General features: G+C 46.6%; 23 protein-coding genes. 20 read left to right on the forward strand and 3 right to left on the reverse strand.

The features are described 5' to 3' along the window. Positions 1-93 precede the first annotated feature (93 nt). The 3 genes from AC1DM9_RS02175 (at position 94) to AC1DM9_RS02185 (ending at position 1,676) form a co-directional block, all read left to right on the forward strand. On the forward strand, positions 94-1,032 hold the full coding sequence (locus AC1DM9_RS02175; RefSeq protein WP_477578264.1) for a VanW family protein: 939 nt from the start codon (positions 94-96) through the stop codon (positions 1,030-1,032). Between the two features lie 106 nt (positions 1,033-1,138). After that, positions 1,139-1,264, forward strand: a complete 126-nt coding sequence (locus tag AC1DM9_RS02180) for a hypothetical protein (protein WP_477578266.1) — start codon at positions 1,139-1,141, stop codon at positions 1,262-1,264. 124 nt (positions 1,265-1,388) lie between these two features. Continuing rightward, the gene (locus tag AC1DM9_RS02185; RefSeq protein WP_076269083.1) at positions 1,389-1,676 is read left to right on the forward strand and encodes a HesB/YadR/YfhF family protein; all 288 of its coding nucleotides are present in this window, start codon (positions 1,389-1,391) and stop codon (positions 1,674-1,676) included. A 94-nt stretch (positions 1,677-1,770) separates the two neighbouring features. On the opposite strand, the gene AC1DM9_RS02190 is transcribed toward AC1DM9_RS02185, so the two are convergent. Continuing rightward, complete coding sequence (locus AC1DM9_RS02190; protein WP_477578268.1) at positions 1,771-1,953, reverse strand: hypothetical protein; 183 nt, start codon at positions 1,951-1,953, stop codon at positions 1,771-1,773. A gap of 223 nt (positions 1,954-2,176) precedes the next feature. On the opposite strand from AC1DM9_RS02190, the gene AC1DM9_RS02195 reads away from it, so the two are divergent. From AC1DM9_RS02195 to AC1DM9_RS02275, 17 genes are all read left to right on the forward strand, one after another. Further along, entirely contained in the window at positions 2,177-2,959 is a 783-nt protein-coding gene (locus AC1DM9_RS02195; protein ID WP_076269082.1) for a formate/nitrite transporter family protein, read from the forward strand. Between the two features lie 2 nt (positions 2,960-2,961). Continuing rightward, positions 2,962-3,876: an L-lactate dehydrogenase gene (locus tag AC1DM9_RS02200; RefSeq protein WP_477578270.1), complete on the forward strand. Its 915-nt coding sequence runs from the start codon at positions 2,962-2,964 to the stop codon at positions 3,874-3,876. A gap of 25 nt (positions 3,877-3,901) precedes the next feature. Then, a complete protein-coding gene (locus tag AC1DM9_RS02205) occupies positions 3,902-4,426 on the forward strand; it encodes a DoxX family protein (RefSeq protein WP_477578272.1) in 525 nt (174 codons plus the stop codon). Positions 4,427-4,588: 162 nt separating this feature from the next. Then, positions 4,589-5,500 carry a LysR family transcriptional regulator gene (locus AC1DM9_RS02210; protein WP_477578392.1) on the forward strand — a complete coding sequence of 304 codons (912 nt, stop codon included), beginning with the start codon at positions 4,589-4,591 and terminating at the stop codon, positions 5,498-5,500. A 64-nt stretch (positions 5,501-5,564) separates the two neighbouring features. Then, complete coding sequence (locus tag AC1DM9_RS02215) at positions 5,565-5,690, forward strand: hypothetical protein (RefSeq protein WP_477578274.1); 126 nt, start codon at positions 5,565-5,567, stop codon at positions 5,688-5,690. 102 nt (positions 5,691-5,792) lie between these two features. Then, complete coding sequence (locus tag AC1DM9_RS02220; protein WP_477578276.1) at positions 5,793-6,629, forward strand: transporter substrate-binding domain-containing protein; 837 nt, start codon at positions 5,793-5,795, stop codon at positions 6,627-6,629. A gap of 27 nt (positions 6,630-6,656) precedes the next feature. Next, on the forward strand, positions 6,657-7,445 hold the full coding sequence (locus tag AC1DM9_RS02225) for an amino acid ABC transporter permease (protein ID WP_477578278.1): 789 nt from the start codon (positions 6,657-6,659) through the stop codon (positions 7,443-7,445). Then, positions 7,435-8,145 carry an amino acid ABC transporter permease gene (locus tag AC1DM9_RS02230; RefSeq protein ID WP_477578279.1) on the forward strand — a complete coding sequence of 237 codons (711 nt, stop codon included), beginning with the start codon at positions 7,435-7,437 and terminating at the stop codon, positions 8,143-8,145. Before AC1DM9_RS02225 ends, AC1DM9_RS02230 begins: the two co-directional genes overlap by 11 nt. Beyond that, a complete protein-coding gene (locus AC1DM9_RS02235) occupies positions 8,142-8,894 on the forward strand; it encodes an amino acid ABC transporter ATP-binding protein (protein WP_477578281.1) in 753 nt (250 codons plus the stop codon). The genes AC1DM9_RS02230 and AC1DM9_RS02235 overlap by 4 nt, the downstream gene beginning before the upstream one ends. Before the next feature lie 21 nt (positions 8,895-8,915). After that, positions 8,916-9,926: an LLM class flavin-dependent oxidoreductase gene (locus AC1DM9_RS02240; RefSeq protein ID WP_076269075.1), complete on the forward strand. Its 1,011-nt coding sequence runs from the start codon at positions 8,916-8,918 to the stop codon at positions 9,924-9,926. Beyond that, the gene (locus AC1DM9_RS02245) at positions 9,923-11,119 is read left to right on the forward strand and encodes an amidohydrolase (RefSeq protein ID WP_477578283.1); all 1,197 of its coding nucleotides are present in this window, start codon (positions 9,923-9,925) and stop codon (positions 11,117-11,119) included. Before AC1DM9_RS02240 ends, AC1DM9_RS02245 begins: the two co-directional genes overlap by 4 nt. 20 nt (positions 11,120-11,139) lie before the next feature. Further along, the gene (gene solA, locus AC1DM9_RS02250; RefSeq protein ID WP_477578285.1) at positions 11,140-12,234 is read left to right on the forward strand and encodes an N-methyl-L-tryptophan oxidase; all 1,095 of its coding nucleotides are present in this window, start codon (positions 11,140-11,142) and stop codon (positions 12,232-12,234) included. A 36-nt stretch (positions 12,235-12,270) separates the two neighbouring features. Beyond that, positions 12,271-12,750 carry a DinB family protein gene (locus tag AC1DM9_RS02255; RefSeq protein WP_477578287.1) on the forward strand — a complete coding sequence of 160 codons (480 nt, stop codon included), beginning with the start codon at positions 12,271-12,273 and terminating at the stop codon, positions 12,748-12,750. Positions 12,751-12,813: 63 nt separating this feature from the next. After that, a complete protein-coding gene (locus tag AC1DM9_RS02260) occupies positions 12,814-13,350 on the forward strand; it encodes a GNAT family N-acetyltransferase (RefSeq protein WP_477578289.1) in 537 nt (178 codons plus the stop codon). Positions 13,351-13,413: 63 nt separating this feature from the next. Beyond that, entirely contained in the window at positions 13,414-14,742 is a 1,329-nt protein-coding gene (locus tag AC1DM9_RS02265) for an LLM class flavin-dependent oxidoreductase (protein WP_076269071.1), read from the forward strand. A gap of 121 nt (positions 14,743-14,863) precedes the next feature. Further along, positions 14,864-15,088: a helix-turn-helix domain-containing protein gene (locus AC1DM9_RS02270; RefSeq protein ID WP_477510677.1), complete on the forward strand. Its 225-nt coding sequence runs from the start codon at positions 14,864-14,866 to the stop codon at positions 15,086-15,088. Between the two features lie 305 nt (positions 15,089-15,393). Further along, positions 15,394-15,681 (forward strand): 4a-hydroxytetrahydrobiopterin dehydratase, encoded by a 288-nt coding sequence (locus AC1DM9_RS02275; protein WP_477578291.1) that lies wholly within the window; start codon positions 15,394-15,396, stop codon positions 15,679-15,681. Between the two features lie 108 nt (positions 15,682-15,789). On the opposite strand, the gene AC1DM9_RS02280 is transcribed toward AC1DM9_RS02275, so the two are convergent. Then, positions 15,790-16,644 (reverse strand): SDR family oxidoreductase, encoded by an 855-nt coding sequence (locus tag AC1DM9_RS02280; protein ID WP_477578293.1) that lies wholly within the window; start codon positions 16,642-16,644, stop codon positions 15,790-15,792. Continuing rightward, positions 16,641-17,732: a mannonate dehydratase gene (gene uxuA / locus AC1DM9_RS02285; protein WP_477578295.1), complete on the reverse strand. Its 1,092-nt coding sequence runs from the start codon at positions 17,730-17,732 to the stop codon at positions 16,641-16,643. Before uxuA ends, AC1DM9_RS02280 begins: the two co-directional genes overlap by 4 nt. Positions 17,733-17,741: the final 9 nt, after the last annotated feature.

Here is a 17,741-nt window from a genome sequence, read left to right on the forward strand (position 1 = left end):
TCCCGTTAATTATGTGGTCACCGCGTATGCATGCTTCTGCCTAAAATGATTCATACTAGCACGGATACTACCGTATAGGGGTGATTAACGACAATGGGATTGCCGTGGATTCTGGCCATATTGTTTTTGTTCCAGCAAGGAGCATATTCTGATTCTTTAGTTATCGAGCATGAAGGCCATGCGATTTCGGAAATGAAACGTGCACAGTATAGCGATTCGATGACTGGCATTCCGCTCGTTAATCAAGAGAAGCTTGATAAATTTATGGATGAGCTTGATAAACGAGTGCAGAAGCCTCCTATTAACGCAGCGCTTGATGGAGCGGGGAGAATCATGTCCGAGCAGACAGGAAGTAAGCTTAATCGGAAAGCGTTCGAGGAGCTGTTTTACAGCTTTATTTATGAAGGGGAACTATTAAAGCTTGAGGCTCCTCTGCTAACGACTTATCCGAAAGTAGACAGTGAGCTGCTCTCGAACATCAAAACCAAAAAAATTGGACTCTATGCTACATACTACAACTCACGCAACAAAAACCGTTCTCATAATGTTGAATTAGCTGCGAAAGCAATTAATAACCATGTCGTTTTCCCGGATGAACGGTTTTCTTTTAATGAGGTTGTTGGCATGCGGACAAGGGAAAAAGGGTATTTGCGTGCTCCAGTCATTGTGAGGGGAGAAGTTTCGGAAGACGTCGGCGGTGGTATTTGTCAAATTTCATCTACCCTCTTTAATGCGGTGGATCGGGCAGGGCTCAAAATTGTTGAACGCTATTCACACAGTCGGCATGTCAAATATGTTCCGCCAGGCCGCGATGCGACGGTAAGCTGGTATGGGCCGGACTTTGTGTTTCAAAATAAATATGATCAGCCCATACTCATTCGTGCTTATGCGCAAGGAGGGCAGGTCAGCATCGTTATTTGCTCTTCGGAAGACGTTAATGCAAAAACGAGACAAGTGCCCAGCGCTTCGAAAAAATTGCCTGAGGAAATCAAGCTGGAGATGGATGCTGGCGGTTCGGAGCCAAAAAAATAAACATGAAAGCTTAAATTAGGGACTGCCGAATGGGCAGTCTTTTTATTATGTAATTTATTGCTAGATCTCAATTGCAAAGGTAAAGTAAAGCAAGGGAGAGATGCTTATGGATTACAAAATTGTTTTTTTCGATGTAGATGGAACGATTACGCACCATGCAGCTGATTTTGTTACCAAAAAGTCGAGCGAGGACGAAATTGAGTTTGCGCTCAAAAAGTATGGGATTATATAACCCTTTCCTTCTTATATGAAGATGGGCGGCTTTTTTTGATGATGGTTTGGTACGTAAGGGTTGACACCGCTAAGCGATTTCGTGATGATGGAGTAGAGCATGTAGCGGAAGGAGCTGACCTAAGATGAATTTAATAGTGGAACAACCAGCAGCTCGCTGGTACAAAAAAGAAATGGGTCTTTCCGATGGTGAAGCGATTCGTATTTACGTTCGCCTGGGCGGCTGCGGCAGCGTTCATCCAGGACTTTCACTTGGCATTATGAAGGATGAGCCCAAGACAGCGGGACTTCGTGATGTCGTAGAAGGTATTACCTATTTTATAGAAGATGACAATCTGTGGTATTTGGATAATAAGACGCTTCGCATTTCTTTTGACGAGAAGTATGAAGAAATTAAAATGGTTGTGGAATAACCACATGGCATAGCAGGACAACAAAAAAGGAGCAGCTTCAATAGGTTATAAACCTTAAGGAGCTGCTCCTTTTTTGCGTGTTGGCGCTTATTTGCTACTTATCAAGAGGCGATTCTGCTTCAGTTTTGTCCTGGCATGAGCTTTTTGAGCAATTGCAGCATTTGCCGTTATGACGATGACCAGCTGCCTTGTCTTTATCATGCGGTGCTCCGTTTTTCGTATTCTCCTTGTTATCCTCATTTAAAGATGCCTGTATGTCCACTTTGTTTACCGCCATCCTCTCATTTGCCGATCACTTATTTCTATTATAAAAGAATGATCATGGAGGCCACATCGGGGAACCTCCCTATTTGCTAAGCAGCTTTCGCTTAGAAACCCTTAGCTATAGTTCAGGGAGTTCCCCGACATACAAATGGAAGAGAATCCCCTAAACTAAAGGTGTAGCAAACGAAAGCGAGCACAGCATAAACGATTAACACCACACATTAGGAGGATTTCATATGGAGCATGCTCCTTTGAGAAGGGTTGAACAGCTTGCTTTGAAGAAGCAAAAGGTGTTTCTGACAAGCAAGCTGAGATATATATTGCGAGCCATGTTAGCGAGTATGTTTATCGGATTTGGCGTAATCGTAGCGTTTAAGACAGGCAGCTTTTTCTATGAGTCACATAGCCCGCTAACCTATCCAATGGCGGCGATAACGTTTGGTGCAGCAATCATTCTAATCGCATATGGCGGAGGAGATCTTTTTACAGGAAACACTTTCTATTTCACCTTTGCAGCTCTTAGGGGCAAAATGCGCTGGCTAAACGTTGTAAAGCTATGGTGTGCAAGCTACGCAGGCAACTTTCTAGGTGCAGTTGCTTTCGCCCTTCTCATATGGGCAACCGGATTGTTCAGCGATGCATCCGTTAATGGATTTTTACTCAGTGTCGTAGAGAAGAAGCTTCACGCTCCGGTATGGGAATTGTTTTTCCGAGGTGTATTGTGTAACTGGCTGGTCTGCTTAGCGTTTTTTGTTCCGATGTCACTGCGCGGAGATGGGCCAAAGTTGTTCGCTATGATGCTATTCGTATTCTGCTTCTTTATTTCAGGCTACGAGCACAGCATCGCTAATCTTTGCACCTTTGCCATTGCGCTTGTGCTGAATCATCCGGGAACCATTTCACTCGAAGGCATGATTCATAATCTTGTACCTGTAACACTAGGTAATTTAATCGGTGGCTCCGTCCTTATGGGCGTTATGTATTATTTCGTAAACAAACCATTTGAAGAGGTGGAATAACAATGAAAAAATCAAAAGTTGTCGTTATTGGTGTAGGAGCAGTAGGATCCACAACAGCCTATACGCTGCTGCTTCGCAGCCGGATGGATGAGCTTGTGTTAATAGATGCGAATGCAGGCAAAGCAGTTGGGGATGCGCTTGATATGAATCACGGGATGCCATTCCTTGGTCAGACTAAAGTATGGGCAGGCACTTATGAGGACTGCAAGGATGCGGATATCGTCATCATTACAGCTGGAGCAGCACAGAAGCCTGGGGAGCCAAGGCTGAATCTATTAAAGCGCAACATTGCCATCTATGAAAGCATCGTATCCGAAGTATTGAAATACAATGATGACGGCATTCTATTAATCGCGACGAATCCGGTAGATATTATGAGCTACTTCTGCCAGAAAAAGTCGGGCTGGCCAACTCACCGTGTAATCGGTTCAGGCACATTGCTCGATAGTGCTCGTTTCCGCTACCTGATCGGCGAGCGATTGCAGCTTGACCCGCGCAGCGTACATGCCCATATTATTGGGGAGCATGGGGATTCCGAGCTTCCATTATGGAGCTTGGCAAACGTAGCTGGTTCGTCCATCTCGCTTAGCGAGGAAGAAAAGTCAGACATCTTTACGCATACGAGAGATGCAGCCTACGAAATCATAGAAGCGAAAGGTGCCACTTATTACGCTATTGCGTTAGCACTGGATCGCATTGTAACTGCGATATTGTCCAATGAGTCGGCTGTACTCAATGTATCCACGTTAGTTGAAAACTACCACGACATATCGGATGTATACATGGGTGTACCGTGCGTCGTTGATCGCAATGGAGTAAGAGAGGTGCTGGACATTCCGATTACAGAGGAAGAAAAAGCGCTGCTGCACCGTTCGGCGAACAAGCTGAAGGAACTGATTGAAACGATCTCGGTTTAGACAAAAATAAGAGGAGCTGATCGTCATGGTAACCAAATGGCTAAGCGAAAACAAATATGCAGCGGGCTTAATGCTTGTGCTGCGGGTGTACTTGGGATGGCAATGGCTGAGCGCTGGTTGGCATAAGCTTGGCGGATTTGATGCCAGCGGATTTTTAAAAGGAGCTATCGGCAACCCTGTAATGGATAAAGCGACAAACGAATTAGTTTATCCAACGTTCACTGCATTTCTAGAACATGTTGCTCTTCCGAATGCAGGCATCATTAACTTTCTCATTCCCGTTGGTGAATGTTTGGTAGGGCTTGGACTTATCGTTGGCGCACTTACGACAGCTGCAGCATTCTTCGGATTATTAATGAACTTCATGTTTATGTTTGCTGGTACGGTATCGACTAACCCTTGGATGCTGCTGATCGGAATTATCGTATTCATCGCTGGCACGAACGCAGGCAAATTCGGTATTGATTACTTTGCCCTTCCTTATCTGCGCAAACTATTTAAGAAATTCGGCAACCGCGGCTATGCTGACAACAAGACAATCCCTCGTTAGAGCGGAACGAATGCAAGGAATAAGGGTTGCTCCTCAAGTAGGTATCTACTTTTGGGGCAACCCGTTTTTTTTGCTCGATTGACATAAACTCCTTAGTTTGTTACTTTAATTATATATATTCGTATTGGTTTAGTTGGATTTAAGTGAGTGGAGGTGTGTCAAATCAACATTGAGAATATAGAAGCATTCGTCTATGTCATCCATTGTGGAAGCTTTAATAAAGCAGCTGACGCGTTGTATTTGTCTCAGCCTTCTGTAACAGCAAGAATTAAGTCCCTTGAGCAGGAGCTCGATTGCAAGCTGTTCGATCGAAATGGCAAACAGATTCAAATAACGGAAGACGGTAAACGATTTCTCCCTTATGCCCAGCAGCTGCTGCTCATCTATCAGAAGGGCAAGCAGCATATTAATCAGAAGAAGTCTTTGCCGAACGAGTTCCGAATTGGCTGTACCGTGTCTGTCTCCAATTATATTATTCCTGACTTATTACCTCGCTTAAAGCAGAAATTCCCACACACTCACTATAAAATCGTCACAAGCACCACGGATGAGATTGTGAATAAAGTGCTGAGCAAGGAAGTAGATATTGGCTTTGTTCGCAAGGTGAATCATCCTAATCTGCAGTCGACCAAATTCTATGAAGATCCAATACGGCTGCATGTGTATCATGGGCATCCGTTCTTAACAACGGATAAGCTGACGGTTGAGGCGATCGCTGAGCAGCCGCTCGTTTTTTTTGAATGCGGCTCATTGGATTGGCTTCGCATTCATCGTATATTCGAGAATTTGGAGCTGCCGCCGAACATTCAAATTCAGACGGATAATTCTGAGATGGCCAAAAAGCTTGTCATTCAGAAAGCAGGCATCGCGTTTCTTCCAGGCTTATGCGCCCAGCAGGAGCTGCAGGATGGGAAGCTTTATCCGATACGCGTCCCGGAGACGGAAGGCATTTTTTTACAGACGAACCTCATTTCGCATCATGGAGAGCATCTGGAATTTGTACATGCCATTACCGAAATAGGCAAGCAATTAGCAGATGCGGAGCTAAGCTTATCAGCAAATATAAATCTGTAATACAAAAACTCTATTATTCGAAAAGCGATGGGTATGGTACATTCATAATTACAGTTAAGCCGATATGAATAGTGCACTTAATCACATTCGTCCGCTGCTCCTACTGAAGCAGCGGACGTTTTTTGTTGATAAAAGCATCATTGGATTATTCAATTTTCTTATAGAAGATCTCTATAAGCTAGAGGATTGACGAAGCTGGCAGTCCGGTGGTAAAGTGAATTCAACATAATCCTTACTTAACAGGTAGGAATTATAAGGATTTAAACATTTGATGATTTGGGGGAAAAAGAAAATGAAAAAACGATTCGTTTTATCGATTGCACTCGTCCTTGCCCTTACAGTTGCTGGCTGCGGAAGCAATAAAAACAACACCGGCAGCAGTGCGGAAACAGGAAGCGGAGAGGCTTCCAAATCCGTAACAAAAATTGTTGTTGGCACAGGAACACAATTCCCTAAAGTTTGCTTTATAGATGAGAATGGTAAGCTTACTGGTTTCGATGTAGAGCTTGTAAGAGAAATTGATAAACGTCTTCCAGATTATGAATTTGACATTCAAACGCTTGAATTTACGAACCTGCTGTTAAGCTTGGAAACGAAAAAAATTGACATGATTGCACATGAGATGGAGCAAAATCCGGAACGCGTACAGAAGTACCTCTTTAATAAAGAGCCTTATGCGCACTGGAGAAACAAGATCATTGTAGACAAGGACAATAATTCAGTTCAAACGTTGGCTGATCTAAAAGGTAAAAAAGTGCTAACAACGGCAACAAGCGCAGCGGCAACGATTCTTGAAAATTACAATAAGGAAAACGGAAACGCGCTTGAACTTGTGTATCAAAATGGCGGTGCAAACGACAACGTATCGCAAGTAACCTCAGGCCGAGTGGATGCCTTCCTCGCTGCTGACTTTACTTTATCGTTAGTTGATCCGAAGAAAGAGCTTAAAGCAGTAGGACCGGCACTGAGCGAAGCAGACATCTTGTTCATGTTCCGCAAGGACGATCCGGAGCAGCAAAAGCTTTCTGATGCTGTTGATGTGGTAATCAAAGAACTGAAAGCAGACGGTACGCTGGCTAAGCTTAGCTCAGAATGGCTTGGCGATGATTTTACATCCCAAGAAAAATAAACCCAATTGAAAGGTGAGATGGCTAAGGTGGGAGAACCTTTTGATATCAGCTATGTGTTCGAGTATCTAATAAAGCTGCTGCCTACCTTGAAAGTCACTCTTCTTATTGTGGTGAGTTCCATTGTACTTGGGGTTGGCGTCGGATTTATCGTCGCCCTTCCCCAGCTTTATAAGATTCCGGTTCTAAGACGGTTTTCGCAGGTGTATTTATCTTTTTTTAGAGGGACGCCTATACTCATTCAGCTATTTCTGTTTTATTACGGCTTGCCTGAGGTTTTGAAGCTTTTTCATTTGGATGTAGCTAAAGTGCCGGCATTATATTTTGTCATCCTTACTTATGCGCTGCATAGCGGAGCCTATATAGCGGAGATGATTCGCGCGGCTGTCGGGGCAGTGGATCGGGGGCAGGTTGAAGCAGCTTATGCGGTAGGAATGACGGGTTTCCAAGCTTTTACCCGAATTGTACTACCTCAAGCCGTTTCCATTGCATTGCCGGTATTCTCTAATCTTGTCATTGCAAATTTGAAGGATACATCACTCGCCTTTTCATTAGGTATTATGGAATTAACAGGAAAATCACAGACACTGGCTGTTATGTCCAGGCATTTCCTTGAAACGTATGTTTCACTCGCGATTATCTACTTTATTTTGAGCTTTGGGCTTGAGAAGCTGTTCCATTTGATCGAACGCAGGTTATTGAAGCATGAGCGCCGCATCGCGGTAGAAGACAAAGAACCTCTTATCAAAAAAGATAAATCAAGGCGGTTTGCAGCCGGAATAGGCTTTGGCAGAGGAGGAAGGGAAAATGAAGCTTGATTTCGCATTCATATGGACGGCGTTTGTTCAGCTTTTGAGCGCGGTGCCGACGGCATTGGCGATTACGTTCGTTTCTGTTTTTTGCGGCTTCCTCATTGGGACATCTGTAGCTGTCATTAGACTTTATAAGGTTCCAGTCCTTTATCCTATCGCCGTTTCCTATGTTACCGTCATCCGGGGAACTCCTATGCTAACGCATTTATTGCTTATTTATTTCGGTTTGCCGATTATCGTTGATGGTATAGCAGAGGCGTTAGGCTTATCGTTCCGTTCGGTCTCGATTCCCATGATAGGGTTCGCTTATATTTCTTTCTCGATTACGGCTGGCGCATATATGTCTGAGGTTGTCAGATCGGGACTGCTTGCCGTTAACCGCGGCCAAATGGAAGCCGCGTATTCCATTGGAATGACGACCTCGCAAGCGATGCGCAGAATTGTTTTGCCCCAAGCCTTTGCTGCCAGCTTGCCTAACTTATCGAACTCGGTAATTGGCATGCTGCACGGATCAACGCTGGCTTTTACAGTGTCTGTCGTTGACATTAATGCTAAAGCGCAAATCGTTGCTTCAACAAACTGGAAGTTTTTTGAGGCATACCTTGCCGCAGCTCTTATTTTCTGGGGATTAACCTTTTTCATCGAGCGACTGACCGCGTTAGCCGAGAAGCGCTTTAACCTGTACAACAGAGGCGGTGTCTCATGATTAAGCTGACACAAATTAGGAAGAGCTTTGGACGCAATGAAGTGCTCAAAGGAATAGATCTTACAGTCAAAAAAGGCGAGGTCGTTGCGATACTCGGGCCAAGCGGCTCCGGGAAAACAACGCTGCTGCGCTGCATCAACTATTTAGAGAAGCCTAGCGACGGTCAAATTTCGATTAGTGATTTTACCGTTAATTGCAAGCGTCCCGATAAAAAAGGAATCCATACGCTTCGGCAAAAAAGTGCAATGGTCTTCCAGCAATATAATTTATTTAAGCATAAGACGGCAATTGAAAATGTAATGGAAGGTCTCCTCATCGTTAAGATGCTTCCGAAGGAAGAGGCGCGGCAAAAAAGCGAGGAGCTGCTTGAAAAGGTTGGTCTTGGCAATAAGCTGCATGCTTATCCGAGCGAGCTGTCTGGCGGACAACAGCAGCGTGTAGGCATCGCTCGTGCGCTGGCGCTGAATCCAGAAGTTATTTTGTTCGATGAGCCAACTTCGGCGCTTGATCCAGAGCTGGTTGGCGAGGTGCTTAGCGTAATTCGCAAAATCGCAAAAGAAGGCATCACGATGATTATCGTGACCCATGAAATGAGCTTTGCACAGGATGTTGCCAGCCATGTTGTCTTTATGGATGGCGGAGCGATCGTTGAAGAGGGCAGGCCTAACGATATTTTCACCAATCCAAAAGAAGAACGAACCAAACAATTTTTGAAACGGATCACACCTGAGGGTGTCTATTCCATCTAACACATAGAGGAGCGAATCAATATGTCACTCAAAATTGGCATTCTGGATCAAAGTATAATTTTTCCCGGTCAAACTGCTGCTGAAGCCTTGGCGAATACCGTGAGGCTAGCGCAATTGGCAGAAACGCTTGGTTTCGAGCGCTTCTGGGTATCCGAGCATCATGATTCTCCCGGGATGGCGGGGTCCTCGCCAGAGGTGCTTATTGCTTATTTGCTGGCTCAAACATCATCTATTCGCATTGGTTCAGGCGGTGTAATGCTCCAGCATTACAGCCCCTATAAAGTGGCAGAAAATTTTAATGTGCTTGCTTCACTCGCGCCAGGAAGAGTTGAACTTGGCATCGGGCGAGCGCCAGGCGGGTTGCCGCGTTCTACGAAAGCTTTGCAGAAGGGCGTAGCGGAAGCCGATACTTTAGCTGAGAAGCTGACAGAGCTGGAGCAGCTGCTCCATGATAAGACTGGCGAAGAGCATCCGCTGGCTGGGCTTGTTGCAAGTCCGCTGCCGAAGCAGCCTGCTGACATTTTTTTGCTTGGCACAAGCTTATCAAGCGCGGAGCTGGCTGCGGAGAAGGGTTATCCGTATGCTTTTGCATTATTCATTAATAACGATCCAGATACGGCTCAAAAGGCGATAAATACGTATCGGAATAAATTTAATCGGTCGTTTGGCGGAGAGCCTAAAGCGATTCTAGCATTGTCAGTAATAGCATCCGATTCGGAAGAAGAAGCGAATGAGCTGGCAGGTCATTTTAAAAATGTGAGAGTTACACTGGCAAGCGGCAAGACTGTAAACGTAGGCACGCTGGAACAAGCGAAGGAATTTGCTAGGCAGGCGGGAGAGACGTTTACAGCGGAGGAAAGGGATGCCGATATTACTCGGGGCACCAAGGAGACGGTTCGCAAACGACTGCTTGAAATTGGGGAGCAGTATGGCGTGGATGAATTTATTTTTACGACGATTATTCCTGATTTCGCCAAGCGTGTACGATCCTTCGAGCTGCTTAAGGAAGCCTTTGAAGGAGAATTGGTATGAGCGATTTCTCAGTTGAATTCATAGAGGAGAAGTTGATAGCCATTCGAAGGCAGCTGCATCAGCATCCTGAGCTTTCTCATGAGGAGTTCGATACGACGGCTTCCATACGCGGCTGGTTAACGGAGGCGGGCATTCGAGTTATTGATTATGGACTTCAAACCGGTGTCATTGCAGAGATTGGAGGATTGCATGGCGGCCCGATTGTCGCGGTTCGCGCGGATATAGACGCACTGCCGATACAGGAGGAGACGGGTCTTGCATTTGCTTCAAAAATTCCGGGTAAAATGCATGCCTGCGGACATGATTTTCACACGGCCTCAATCATAGGAACTGCTCTGTTGCTCAAGGAACGGGAGCAGGAGCTGCAAGGAACGGTTCGCTTGTTGTTCCAGCCTGCGGAAGAAAAAGCAAAGGGTGCTCAGAAGCTTATTGCAAGCGGAGCTTTGGAAGGCGTGAGCGCGGTGTTCGGCATGCATAACAAGCCGGATCTTCCAGTTGGAACGATTGGAATTACAGGCGGGCCAATCATGGCGGCAGCTGATGGTTTTGTCGTTGAAGTGGAAGGCCGCGGCAGTCATGCCGCAGTACCTGAAGCGGGTCTTGATCCGATCGTAACCGCGGCGCATATGATTACGGCGCTGCAATCGATCGTAAGCCGCAGCGTAAGCGCGCTGGACAGTGCGGTTGTTAGTGTGACAAGGCTTCAGGCGGGAACCGCTTGGAATATTATTTCGGACAAAGCGGTATTTGACGGTACGCTGCGTACGTTTGAAGAGCATGTCCGCACGAAAGTGCGCGAGCGCTTTGATCAGGTCGTAAATGGTGTAGCATCGGCGTTTGCAACGAGTGCGAAAGTGAAGTGGCTGGAAGGGCCGCCGGCAGTTGTCAATGACCAGAAGTGGGCCGATCAAGCTTCGTTAACAGCGCATGCTCTTGGCCTTGCGGTGGTGAAGCCGACGCCTTCTCCGGCAGGCGAGGATTTTGCGTTTTATTTGAAGGAAACCGAAGGGGTGTTTGTGTTTTTTGGCACAGCCGGCTCACAGGAATGGCATCATCCAGCCTTTGATTTAGATGAAAAAGCATTGCCGATTGCTGCTTCTTTTTTTGCTTCCCTTGCTGTGGATGCTTTGCGCAAGCTGGCGGGCGAGAATGCGCCGGGGGGGACGACAACATTCCGAAATCATATGACGTGATCATCGTTGGGGCAGGCTCTATGGGGATGAGCGCAGGTTATGAGCTCGCAGCACGCGGAGCAAGGATTCTGCTCATTGATGCCTTTGATCCGCCGCATAATATGGGAAGCCATCACGGCGAGCCGCGTCTAATCCGGCATGCCTATCATGGCGGCGATACTTATGTGAAGATGGCGCTTCGAGCCGATGAGAGGTGGCTGGCACTCGAGAAAGCAACGGGGGAAAAGCTGCTGGAGCGATCGGGCGTGCTCAATATGGCAGAATCGAGCTTTTACAATTACGAAGGCAGATTAGGCGATGCTATTGCGAATGGCGTTCAAGTGGAGCTGCTGCGTGCGGAAGAAATTAATCGGCGTTTTCCAGGTGTTCAATTGGCTGATTCCTTCCAAGGGATGTACGAGCCGAATGCGGGTTACTTATACAGTGAAAAATGTGTTGCAGCTTATAAGCAGCAAGCTTTAGCAGCCGGAGCAGAGCTTCTGGTAAACAGCTTCGTTACAGATATTCAGGCGAATGCTTCAAGCGTCACCGTTCATACGAAAGAAGCTGCTTATACCGCACAGCAAATCATTATTACCGCCGGCGCATGGTTTGGCATGCTCGCGAATCATGTTAAGCTTCCCATTCGAGCAGTTCGCAAAGTAGTTGGGTGGTTTGAAACGCGTTCACCCGCTTTTGATGCAGGCGTATTTCCCGGCTTCACTTGGGGCGGCGCGATGGGAGGCTCCTACGGCTTTCCGAGCATCGGCGGCGCAGGAATTAAAATTGGCAGACACGATACAGGCGTGGAATGGCAGCCAGGTGAGCCGATTGCTCCATTTGGTGCTTATCCAGAAGATGAAGAGGACCTTCGCCGCGCGCTTGCCGCTTTTGTTCCGGATGCGGCCGGCAAGCTTTTGCGGGGTGCAGTATGCAAATACGAGTTTACGCCTGATGAGGATTTCATTATTGATGCTCATCCTGAGCATCATAATGTGCTGCTTGCTGGCGGTTTTTCCGGTCATGGCTTTAAATTTGCGAGCGTGGTAGGCGAGATTTTGGCTGACAAAATACAAAAAAAGAATACAGGCTATGATCTGAGATTATTCGAGCTTGATCGTTTTAGCAGGGCATAACGCTATTACTTTTGTTATTCACGAGGAGGATTTTAAATGAGCGAACCCATTGTCGATATTCATGCATTTGTGAACGTATATGATCAAATTGAGCAGGAATTGGAAGGGCTGTCGGATCACCAGCTGAAATGGAAGACTGCCCCTGAGTCATGGAGTGTGACCGAGGTGCTCGCTCATCTCGTTGATCACAGCATTATCGTATCCTTTCGCATTCGTGAAATCTTGTCTGGCTCCGAGACGAGGCTGCCTTCCTTTAAACAGGATGCTTGGGTGTCTGGCCAAAGGGCAAATGAAGGCGATGTTAAAGATATTTTGCTTGCTGCACGTTCACTTGTTCAATATAACAGCCTGTTGTTTAATCGTTTGACTGAGGAAGAATGGAGCAAGACCGGCATTAACTTTAAAGGTGAGCCCGTATCAATAGCTGTGATCGTACCGGCATTTGTGAAGCACGTGCAAGGTCACTTAGGTCAAATTCGTCGAATCAAGCAGGGAGAGCTGGACTCTCGCAATTAGATTAATGCCATTTTTTAAGGTATAGCCATTGTGATCATATAAAGGGAGAGCAGGTGAAGAAGCATGTCTGATACAGCTGTCATTATTCGTAATGCTGAGCTTGAGGATCTAGATGCTACACGGGAAGTACTTATTGATGCTTATGGCCAATATGAGCAAGTGCTGCCTGAAGCGGCATGGAATCAATATAAAGAAAGCATACTGGAATCTGTTGAAGGAGCAGCAACGAAGGCGCGTTTAGTCGCGGTGCTCGGCGGGAAGATCGTTGGAAGTGTGTTCTTGTTTGATTCCTCTGAAGCGGCCTATGGACGGCCGGAGCTTCAAATTCATTCACCGATTATTCGCCTGCTCGCTGTATCACAGGCAGCACGCGGCTTCGGCGTAGCGACGGAGCTTATCCGTGCCAGTGCAAAGCTTGCAAAGGAATGGGGAGCGGAGACGCTGCATCTTCATACTTCAGACATGATGGATTCAGCTGTAAGGCTGTACGAGCGCCTCGGCTTCGAGCGCGCATTCGATAAGGATTTAATGAACGGGGAAACGCTCGTTAAGAGCTATCGGCTTGAATTAAAGGAAGCATCGTTATTGCAGGTAACTTAGCAGGACTGCTGCTTTTGCTGTCAGAAGATCAATCATACTATGTTCATTAGGAGGCTGTTTATTATGGCGAACCGCAAGCAACTTAAGTTTGGCGCATTGATTCATGGTGTGGGAGGCAATATCTCGGCATGGCGGCATCCGGAAGTGCCGGCTGATGCGAGCGTGAACTTTAAATTTTATACGGAGCAGGCACAGACTGCTGAAGCGGGTAAGTTCGATCTTGTATTTATCGCTGACGGTCTATATATAAACGAAAAATCGATTCCGCATTTTTTAAACCGCTTTGAGCCGATTACGATATTGTCCGCGCTGGCAGCTGTTACGTCCAAAATTGGATTGGTTGGCACATTATCGAGCTCATATAGTGAGCCGTTTACGGTTGCAAGACAATTTGGTTCTTTAGATCATATTAGCGGCGGTCGTGCTGGATGGAATGTCGTTACATCTCCGCTTGAGGGCTCGGCAAGCAATTTCAGCAAAACGGATCATCCGACACATGATGAGCGCTACAAAATTGCCGAAGAGTATTTGGAAGTGACACGCGGCTTGTGGGATTCTTGGGAGGACGATGCTTTCGTCAGAGACAAAGAGTCAGGTGTGTTCTTTGATCCGTCTAAGCTGCACCGTCTAGATCATAAAGGCGAGTATTTCTCCGTTCAAGGTCCGCTTAATATTGCTCGCTCGAAGCAAGGTCATCCGGTTATTTTTCAAGCAGGTTCTTCTGAGAGCGGCAAGAAGCTGGCTGGCAAAGCAGCAGATGCGGTGTTCACAGGCCATGACAATATCGAAGATGCCAAAGCATTTTATAAAGACGTGAAGGATCGTACGGTGGCTGAAGGCCGTTCGGTGGATGATATCGTTATTCTTCCTGGCATTGGTCCGATTATTGGACGCACGGAAGAGGAAGCTGAGCGCAAGTACCAAGAGCTAGCAGAGTTAGTGACGATCGAGAATGCTTTGAACTATTTAGGGCGTTTCTTCGAGCATCATGACTTCTCTCAATATCCGCTTGATGAGCAGTTCCCAGAGCTTGGTGACCTCGGTCAAAACAGCTTCCGCAGCGGCACGGACAAAATTAAAAAAGTAGCGAAAGAGAAAAATCTGACGCTGCGCCAGGTTGCGCTTCAATCCGCGACTCCGCGTCCGCAGTTCATTGGTACACCTGAGAAAATTGCAGATCTGATTGAGGAGTGGCATGAAGAGGGAGCAGCAGACGGCTTCATTATTCATTCTTCGATTCCAAGCGGCTTGAATGATTTTGTTGAGCTGGTTGTTCCAATTCTCCAAGAGCGCGGCATTTATCGCACTGATTATGAATCGGATACGCTGCGCGGCAATCTCGGCTTACAGATTCCGGCGAATCGCTATACGAAAGAGAAAGTGAATAGCTAATTGATTTTACAATAAGGGTTCTTCATTTTATGTTGAGATAATGAAAAGTCTTAAGAGGGTATAGAGCTGGCTGCTTGGGTAGACTTGTATTGTGCGTTCCGTTAAATGGAGGTGCAATACGATGAAATACGAATTGGGCGATTGCCTGCTGGAGCAGCGATTAAGCGAACGCGGGTTATCGCAGGCACAGCTTGCAGATGCACTGATGGTGAGACCCGAGAGGATCGGCGACTATATCGACAACAAACGAATCATGCCGCTTAAGGTAGCGATTTCGATAGCTGCAACGATTAAATGTGCTGTACCCGAACTCTATGAGTTGCGGACATCCAACGAAGTAGAATAATGATCCAAAGAAAAATAGCCCTGTAGGTCTTCTACGACCTGCCGGGCTATTTCGCTGAAAATATTGGACGTGCAGGAAGCCGACCTGTACAGAGCATAAGCCTTAATAAATAACGCTGTCCAGCTCCCTGGGCGGCGTTTTTCTTGCTGCAGCTCTCTCAAATTAATAGCGGGGGTTCGCATGTGCAATATATTCATTAATTCGTGTGGCCAAACTTGTTCAATCCTTTTCCTTGCTATAACATGATGAAATAAGCTGAGTCTTGTACAGTAGTGGAGTCATAATGAGACGAGGGAGTGGAATGTATGAAGCTAACGGAGCCCGAAATCGAAAAAAGCTTGGCGGCATGTGAAGGCTGGAAGCGGGAGGATGGTAAATGGATAATCAAAAAATATCGCTTTAAATCTTTTCCAAGCGCTATCGCTTTCGTAAACGAGGTAGCGCAAGCATCCGAGCGTCTGAACCACCATCCATTCATAGCTATCGATTATAAAATGGTAACGCTCCGAATGACGACATGGCATGATGGCGGCCTTACGGAGCTGGATTTTATAGCAGCAGCAGCTTTTGACCTTGCTTATGCCAGCGCTTGAATATACCCTTGATTAAGCTGAATTTTCTAAGCAAATGTATGGGAAAAGGTTAGCAGGCTGCCCCAGACGATAAGTCCATTAGGCAGCCTGCTATTTTTTTATGAAAAACTAAACACCTGAATACGCTAAAAAACCGCCATCAACTGGAATCGTTGTACCAGTGACAAAACCTGCCGTTGTCTCGTCAGCGAGCCATAATAGAGTGCCCAGCAAATCTTCGGGTTTGCCGAAACGGCGCATCGGAGTATGGGAAATAATTTTGCCCGAGCGTTCGGTTAAATGACCATCCTCGTCCAATAGCAGCTTTCTGTTTTGCTCAGTCAGGAAAAACCCGGGAGCAATAGCGTTAACTCGAATGCCGGATTCAGCTAGATGAACGGCCAGCCACTGAGTGAAATTGACGATAGCTGCTTTGGCTGCACTATAGGCGGGTACCTTGGTCATCGGCGATGGAGCGCTCATCGATGAAATATTTATGATTGTTGCGCCCTGACGGCCAAGCATTTGTTCTGTAAAGATTTGCGTTGGAATAAGTGTGCCGATAAAGTTGAGATCCATGACGCTGCGGAATCCTTCAATGCTCAAATTAAACAGCGTCGTTATATTTTCTGCGTGAAGATGCTCTGGCTTAAAGGTCTCGTTCGTCGTATTCGCGCTAGGATGATTGCCGCCTGCACCATTAATTAATATATCGCATGGACCAAGCTTATCGAGCACAGCCGCTGCCGCTGCTTTCGTGCTTTCAGCGTTGGTGACGTCACATGCGACAGCGATGGCGATCCCGCCGGCAGCCTGTATCTCCTCAGCCACAGCAATCCCTTTCTCAGCGGTGCGATTGAGTATGGCAATTTTGGCACCTTGTCTAGCAAGCTCAAGCGCCATGACTCGGCAAAGTACGCCAGCACCACCAGTGATGACAGCGACCTTGCCTTCAAATGACTTATGCTTAGGCAGCTGTGTCATGATTTGCCCTCCAAACCTGCAGTTGAAGCGGCTGCAAGCTGATACGCGTCCCAAAGCCCCCATAAATACATAATGCCGAGCGCGCGATCGTATAGGCCGTATCCCGGTCTGCACTGCTCATCAAAAATATGACGCCCATGATCAGGCCTTGCATATCCTGTGTAGCCCACCTCGTGATAAGCTCTCACAATGCCTGCGATATCAACGGTTCCATCTTCTGTACGGTGAGACGTCTCGATAAAGTCTCCGTTCTCATACACGCGGACGTTGCGGATATGGGCAAATGGGATACGATCTGCAAACTCATGAATCATAGAAATAATATCATTGCTAGGATTTGCGCCGAGCGAGCCGCTGCAAAGCGTAATTCCGTTAAACGGACTATCATAAAGCTTAAGGAAAGTTCTGAAGTTTTCCTGTCCTGTCATAATACGCGGCAATCCGAACACAGACCATGGCGGATCATCCGGATGAATGGCCATTCGAATGCCATTGCGTGCTGCTACAGGTATAATTTCATTTAAGAAGTAACGAAGATTTTCCCATAGATGCTCTTCGGTTACGCCTTGATAAGCCTCAAACAGCTTCGTCAAATGCTGCAGCCGCTCAGGCTCCCAACCCGGCATAGTTAGCGCTGAGTTCGCGTTAATTTCTTCAACAAATTGGAATGGATCGGCATCAGCTATTCGGCTATTTTCATAAAATAAAGCGGTTGCACCATTGCCCATCGGCTTGTGCAAATCGGTGCGCAGCCAATCGAAGATGGGCATGAAGTTATAGCAAATAACTTTAACGCCAACGCTGCCTAGCTTCTCAATTGTTTTCCTATAATTGTCTATGTATAAATCACGCGACGGCAAACCAAGCTTAATGTCCTCATGCACGTTAACGCTTTCAACGACATCAATATGCAAACCGTATTGCTCTGCTTGCTGCTTTACCTCCAAAATTCGCTCCAGCGGCCATTCCTCTCCTGCCGCAACATCATGAAGCGACCAGACGATACCGTCTGTACCGGGAATTTGTTTAATATAGCTAAGGGGAACCGTATCGTTGCCTTCTCCGAACCATCTAAAAGTCATTTTCATGCGTATCAA

Source organism: Paenibacillus sp. 01T431 (genome assembly GCF_056398625.1).

Excerpts from the sequence above, each read along its gene's own strand:
- AC1DM9_RS02175 (WP_477578264.1), top strand. The coding sequence starts at position 94 with ATGGGATTGCCGTGGATTCTGGCCATATTGTTTTTGTTCCAGCAAGGA.
- AC1DM9_RS02275 (WP_477578291.1), top strand. The coding sequence starts at position 15,394 with ATGAAGCTAACGGAGCCCGAAATCGAAAAAAGCTTGGCGGCATGTGAA.
- AC1DM9_RS02180 (WP_477578266.1), top strand. The coding sequence starts at position 1,139 with ATGGATTACAAAATTGTTTTTTTCGATGTAGATGGAACGATTACGCAC.
- AC1DM9_RS02220 (WP_477578276.1), top strand. The coding sequence starts at position 5,793 with ATGAAAAAACGATTCGTTTTATCGATTGCACTCGTCCTTGCCCTTACA.
- AC1DM9_RS02265 (WP_076269071.1), top strand. The coding sequence starts at position 13,414 with ATGGCGAACCGCAAGCAACTTAAGTTTGGCGCATTGATTCATGGTGTG.
- solA (WP_477578285.1), top strand. The coding sequence starts at position 11,140 with ATGGGGATGAGCGCAGGTTATGAGCTCGCAGCACGCGGAGCAAGGATT.
- AC1DM9_RS02255 (WP_477578287.1), top strand. The coding sequence starts at position 12,271 with ATGAGCGAACCCATTGTCGATATTCATGCATTTGTGAACGTATATGAT.
- AC1DM9_RS02235 (WP_477578281.1), top strand. The coding sequence starts at position 8,142 with ATGATTAAGCTGACACAAATTAGGAAGAGCTTTGGACGCAATGAAGTG.
- AC1DM9_RS02195 (WP_076269082.1), top strand. The coding sequence starts at position 2,177 with ATGGAGCATGCTCCTTTGAGAAGGGTTGAACAGCTTGCTTTGAAGAAG.
- AC1DM9_RS02230 (WP_477578279.1), top strand. The coding sequence starts at position 7,435 with ATGAAGCTTGATTTCGCATTCATATGGACGGCGTTTGTTCAGCTTTTG.
- AC1DM9_RS02245 (WP_477578283.1), top strand. The coding sequence starts at position 9,923 with ATGAGCGATTTCTCAGTTGAATTCATAGAGGAGAAGTTGATAGCCATT.
- AC1DM9_RS02190 (WP_477578268.1), bottom strand. The coding sequence starts at position 1,953 with ATGGCGGTAAACAAAGTGGACATACAGGCATCTTTAAATGAGGATAAC.
- AC1DM9_RS02240 (WP_076269075.1), top strand. The coding sequence starts at position 8,916 with ATGTCACTCAAAATTGGCATTCTGGATCAAAGTATAATTTTTCCCGGT.
- AC1DM9_RS02270 (WP_477510677.1), top strand. The coding sequence starts at position 14,864 with ATGAAATACGAATTGGGCGATTGCCTGCTGGAGCAGCGATTAAGCGAA.
- AC1DM9_RS02280 (WP_477578293.1), bottom strand. The coding sequence starts at position 16,644 with ATGACACAGCTGCCTAAGCATAAGTCATTTGAAGGCAAGGTCGCTGTC.
- AC1DM9_RS02215 (WP_477578274.1), top strand. The coding sequence starts at position 5,565 with ATGAATAGTGCACTTAATCACATTCGTCCGCTGCTCCTACTGAAGCAG.
- uxuA (WP_477578295.1), bottom strand. The coding sequence starts at position 17,732 with ATGAAAATGACTTTTAGATGGTTCGGAGAAGGCAACGATACGGTTCCC.
- AC1DM9_RS02185 (WP_076269083.1), top strand. The coding sequence starts at position 1,389 with ATGAATTTAATAGTGGAACAACCAGCAGCTCGCTGGTACAAAAAAGAA.
- AC1DM9_RS02205 (WP_477578272.1), top strand. The coding sequence starts at position 3,902 with ATGGTAACCAAATGGCTAAGCGAAAACAAATATGCAGCGGGCTTAATG.
- AC1DM9_RS02260 (WP_477578289.1), top strand. The coding sequence starts at position 12,814 with ATGTCTGATACAGCTGTCATTATTCGTAATGCTGAGCTTGAGGATCTA.
- AC1DM9_RS02200 (WP_477578270.1), top strand. The coding sequence starts at position 2,962 with ATGAAAAAATCAAAAGTTGTCGTTATTGGTGTAGGAGCAGTAGGATCC.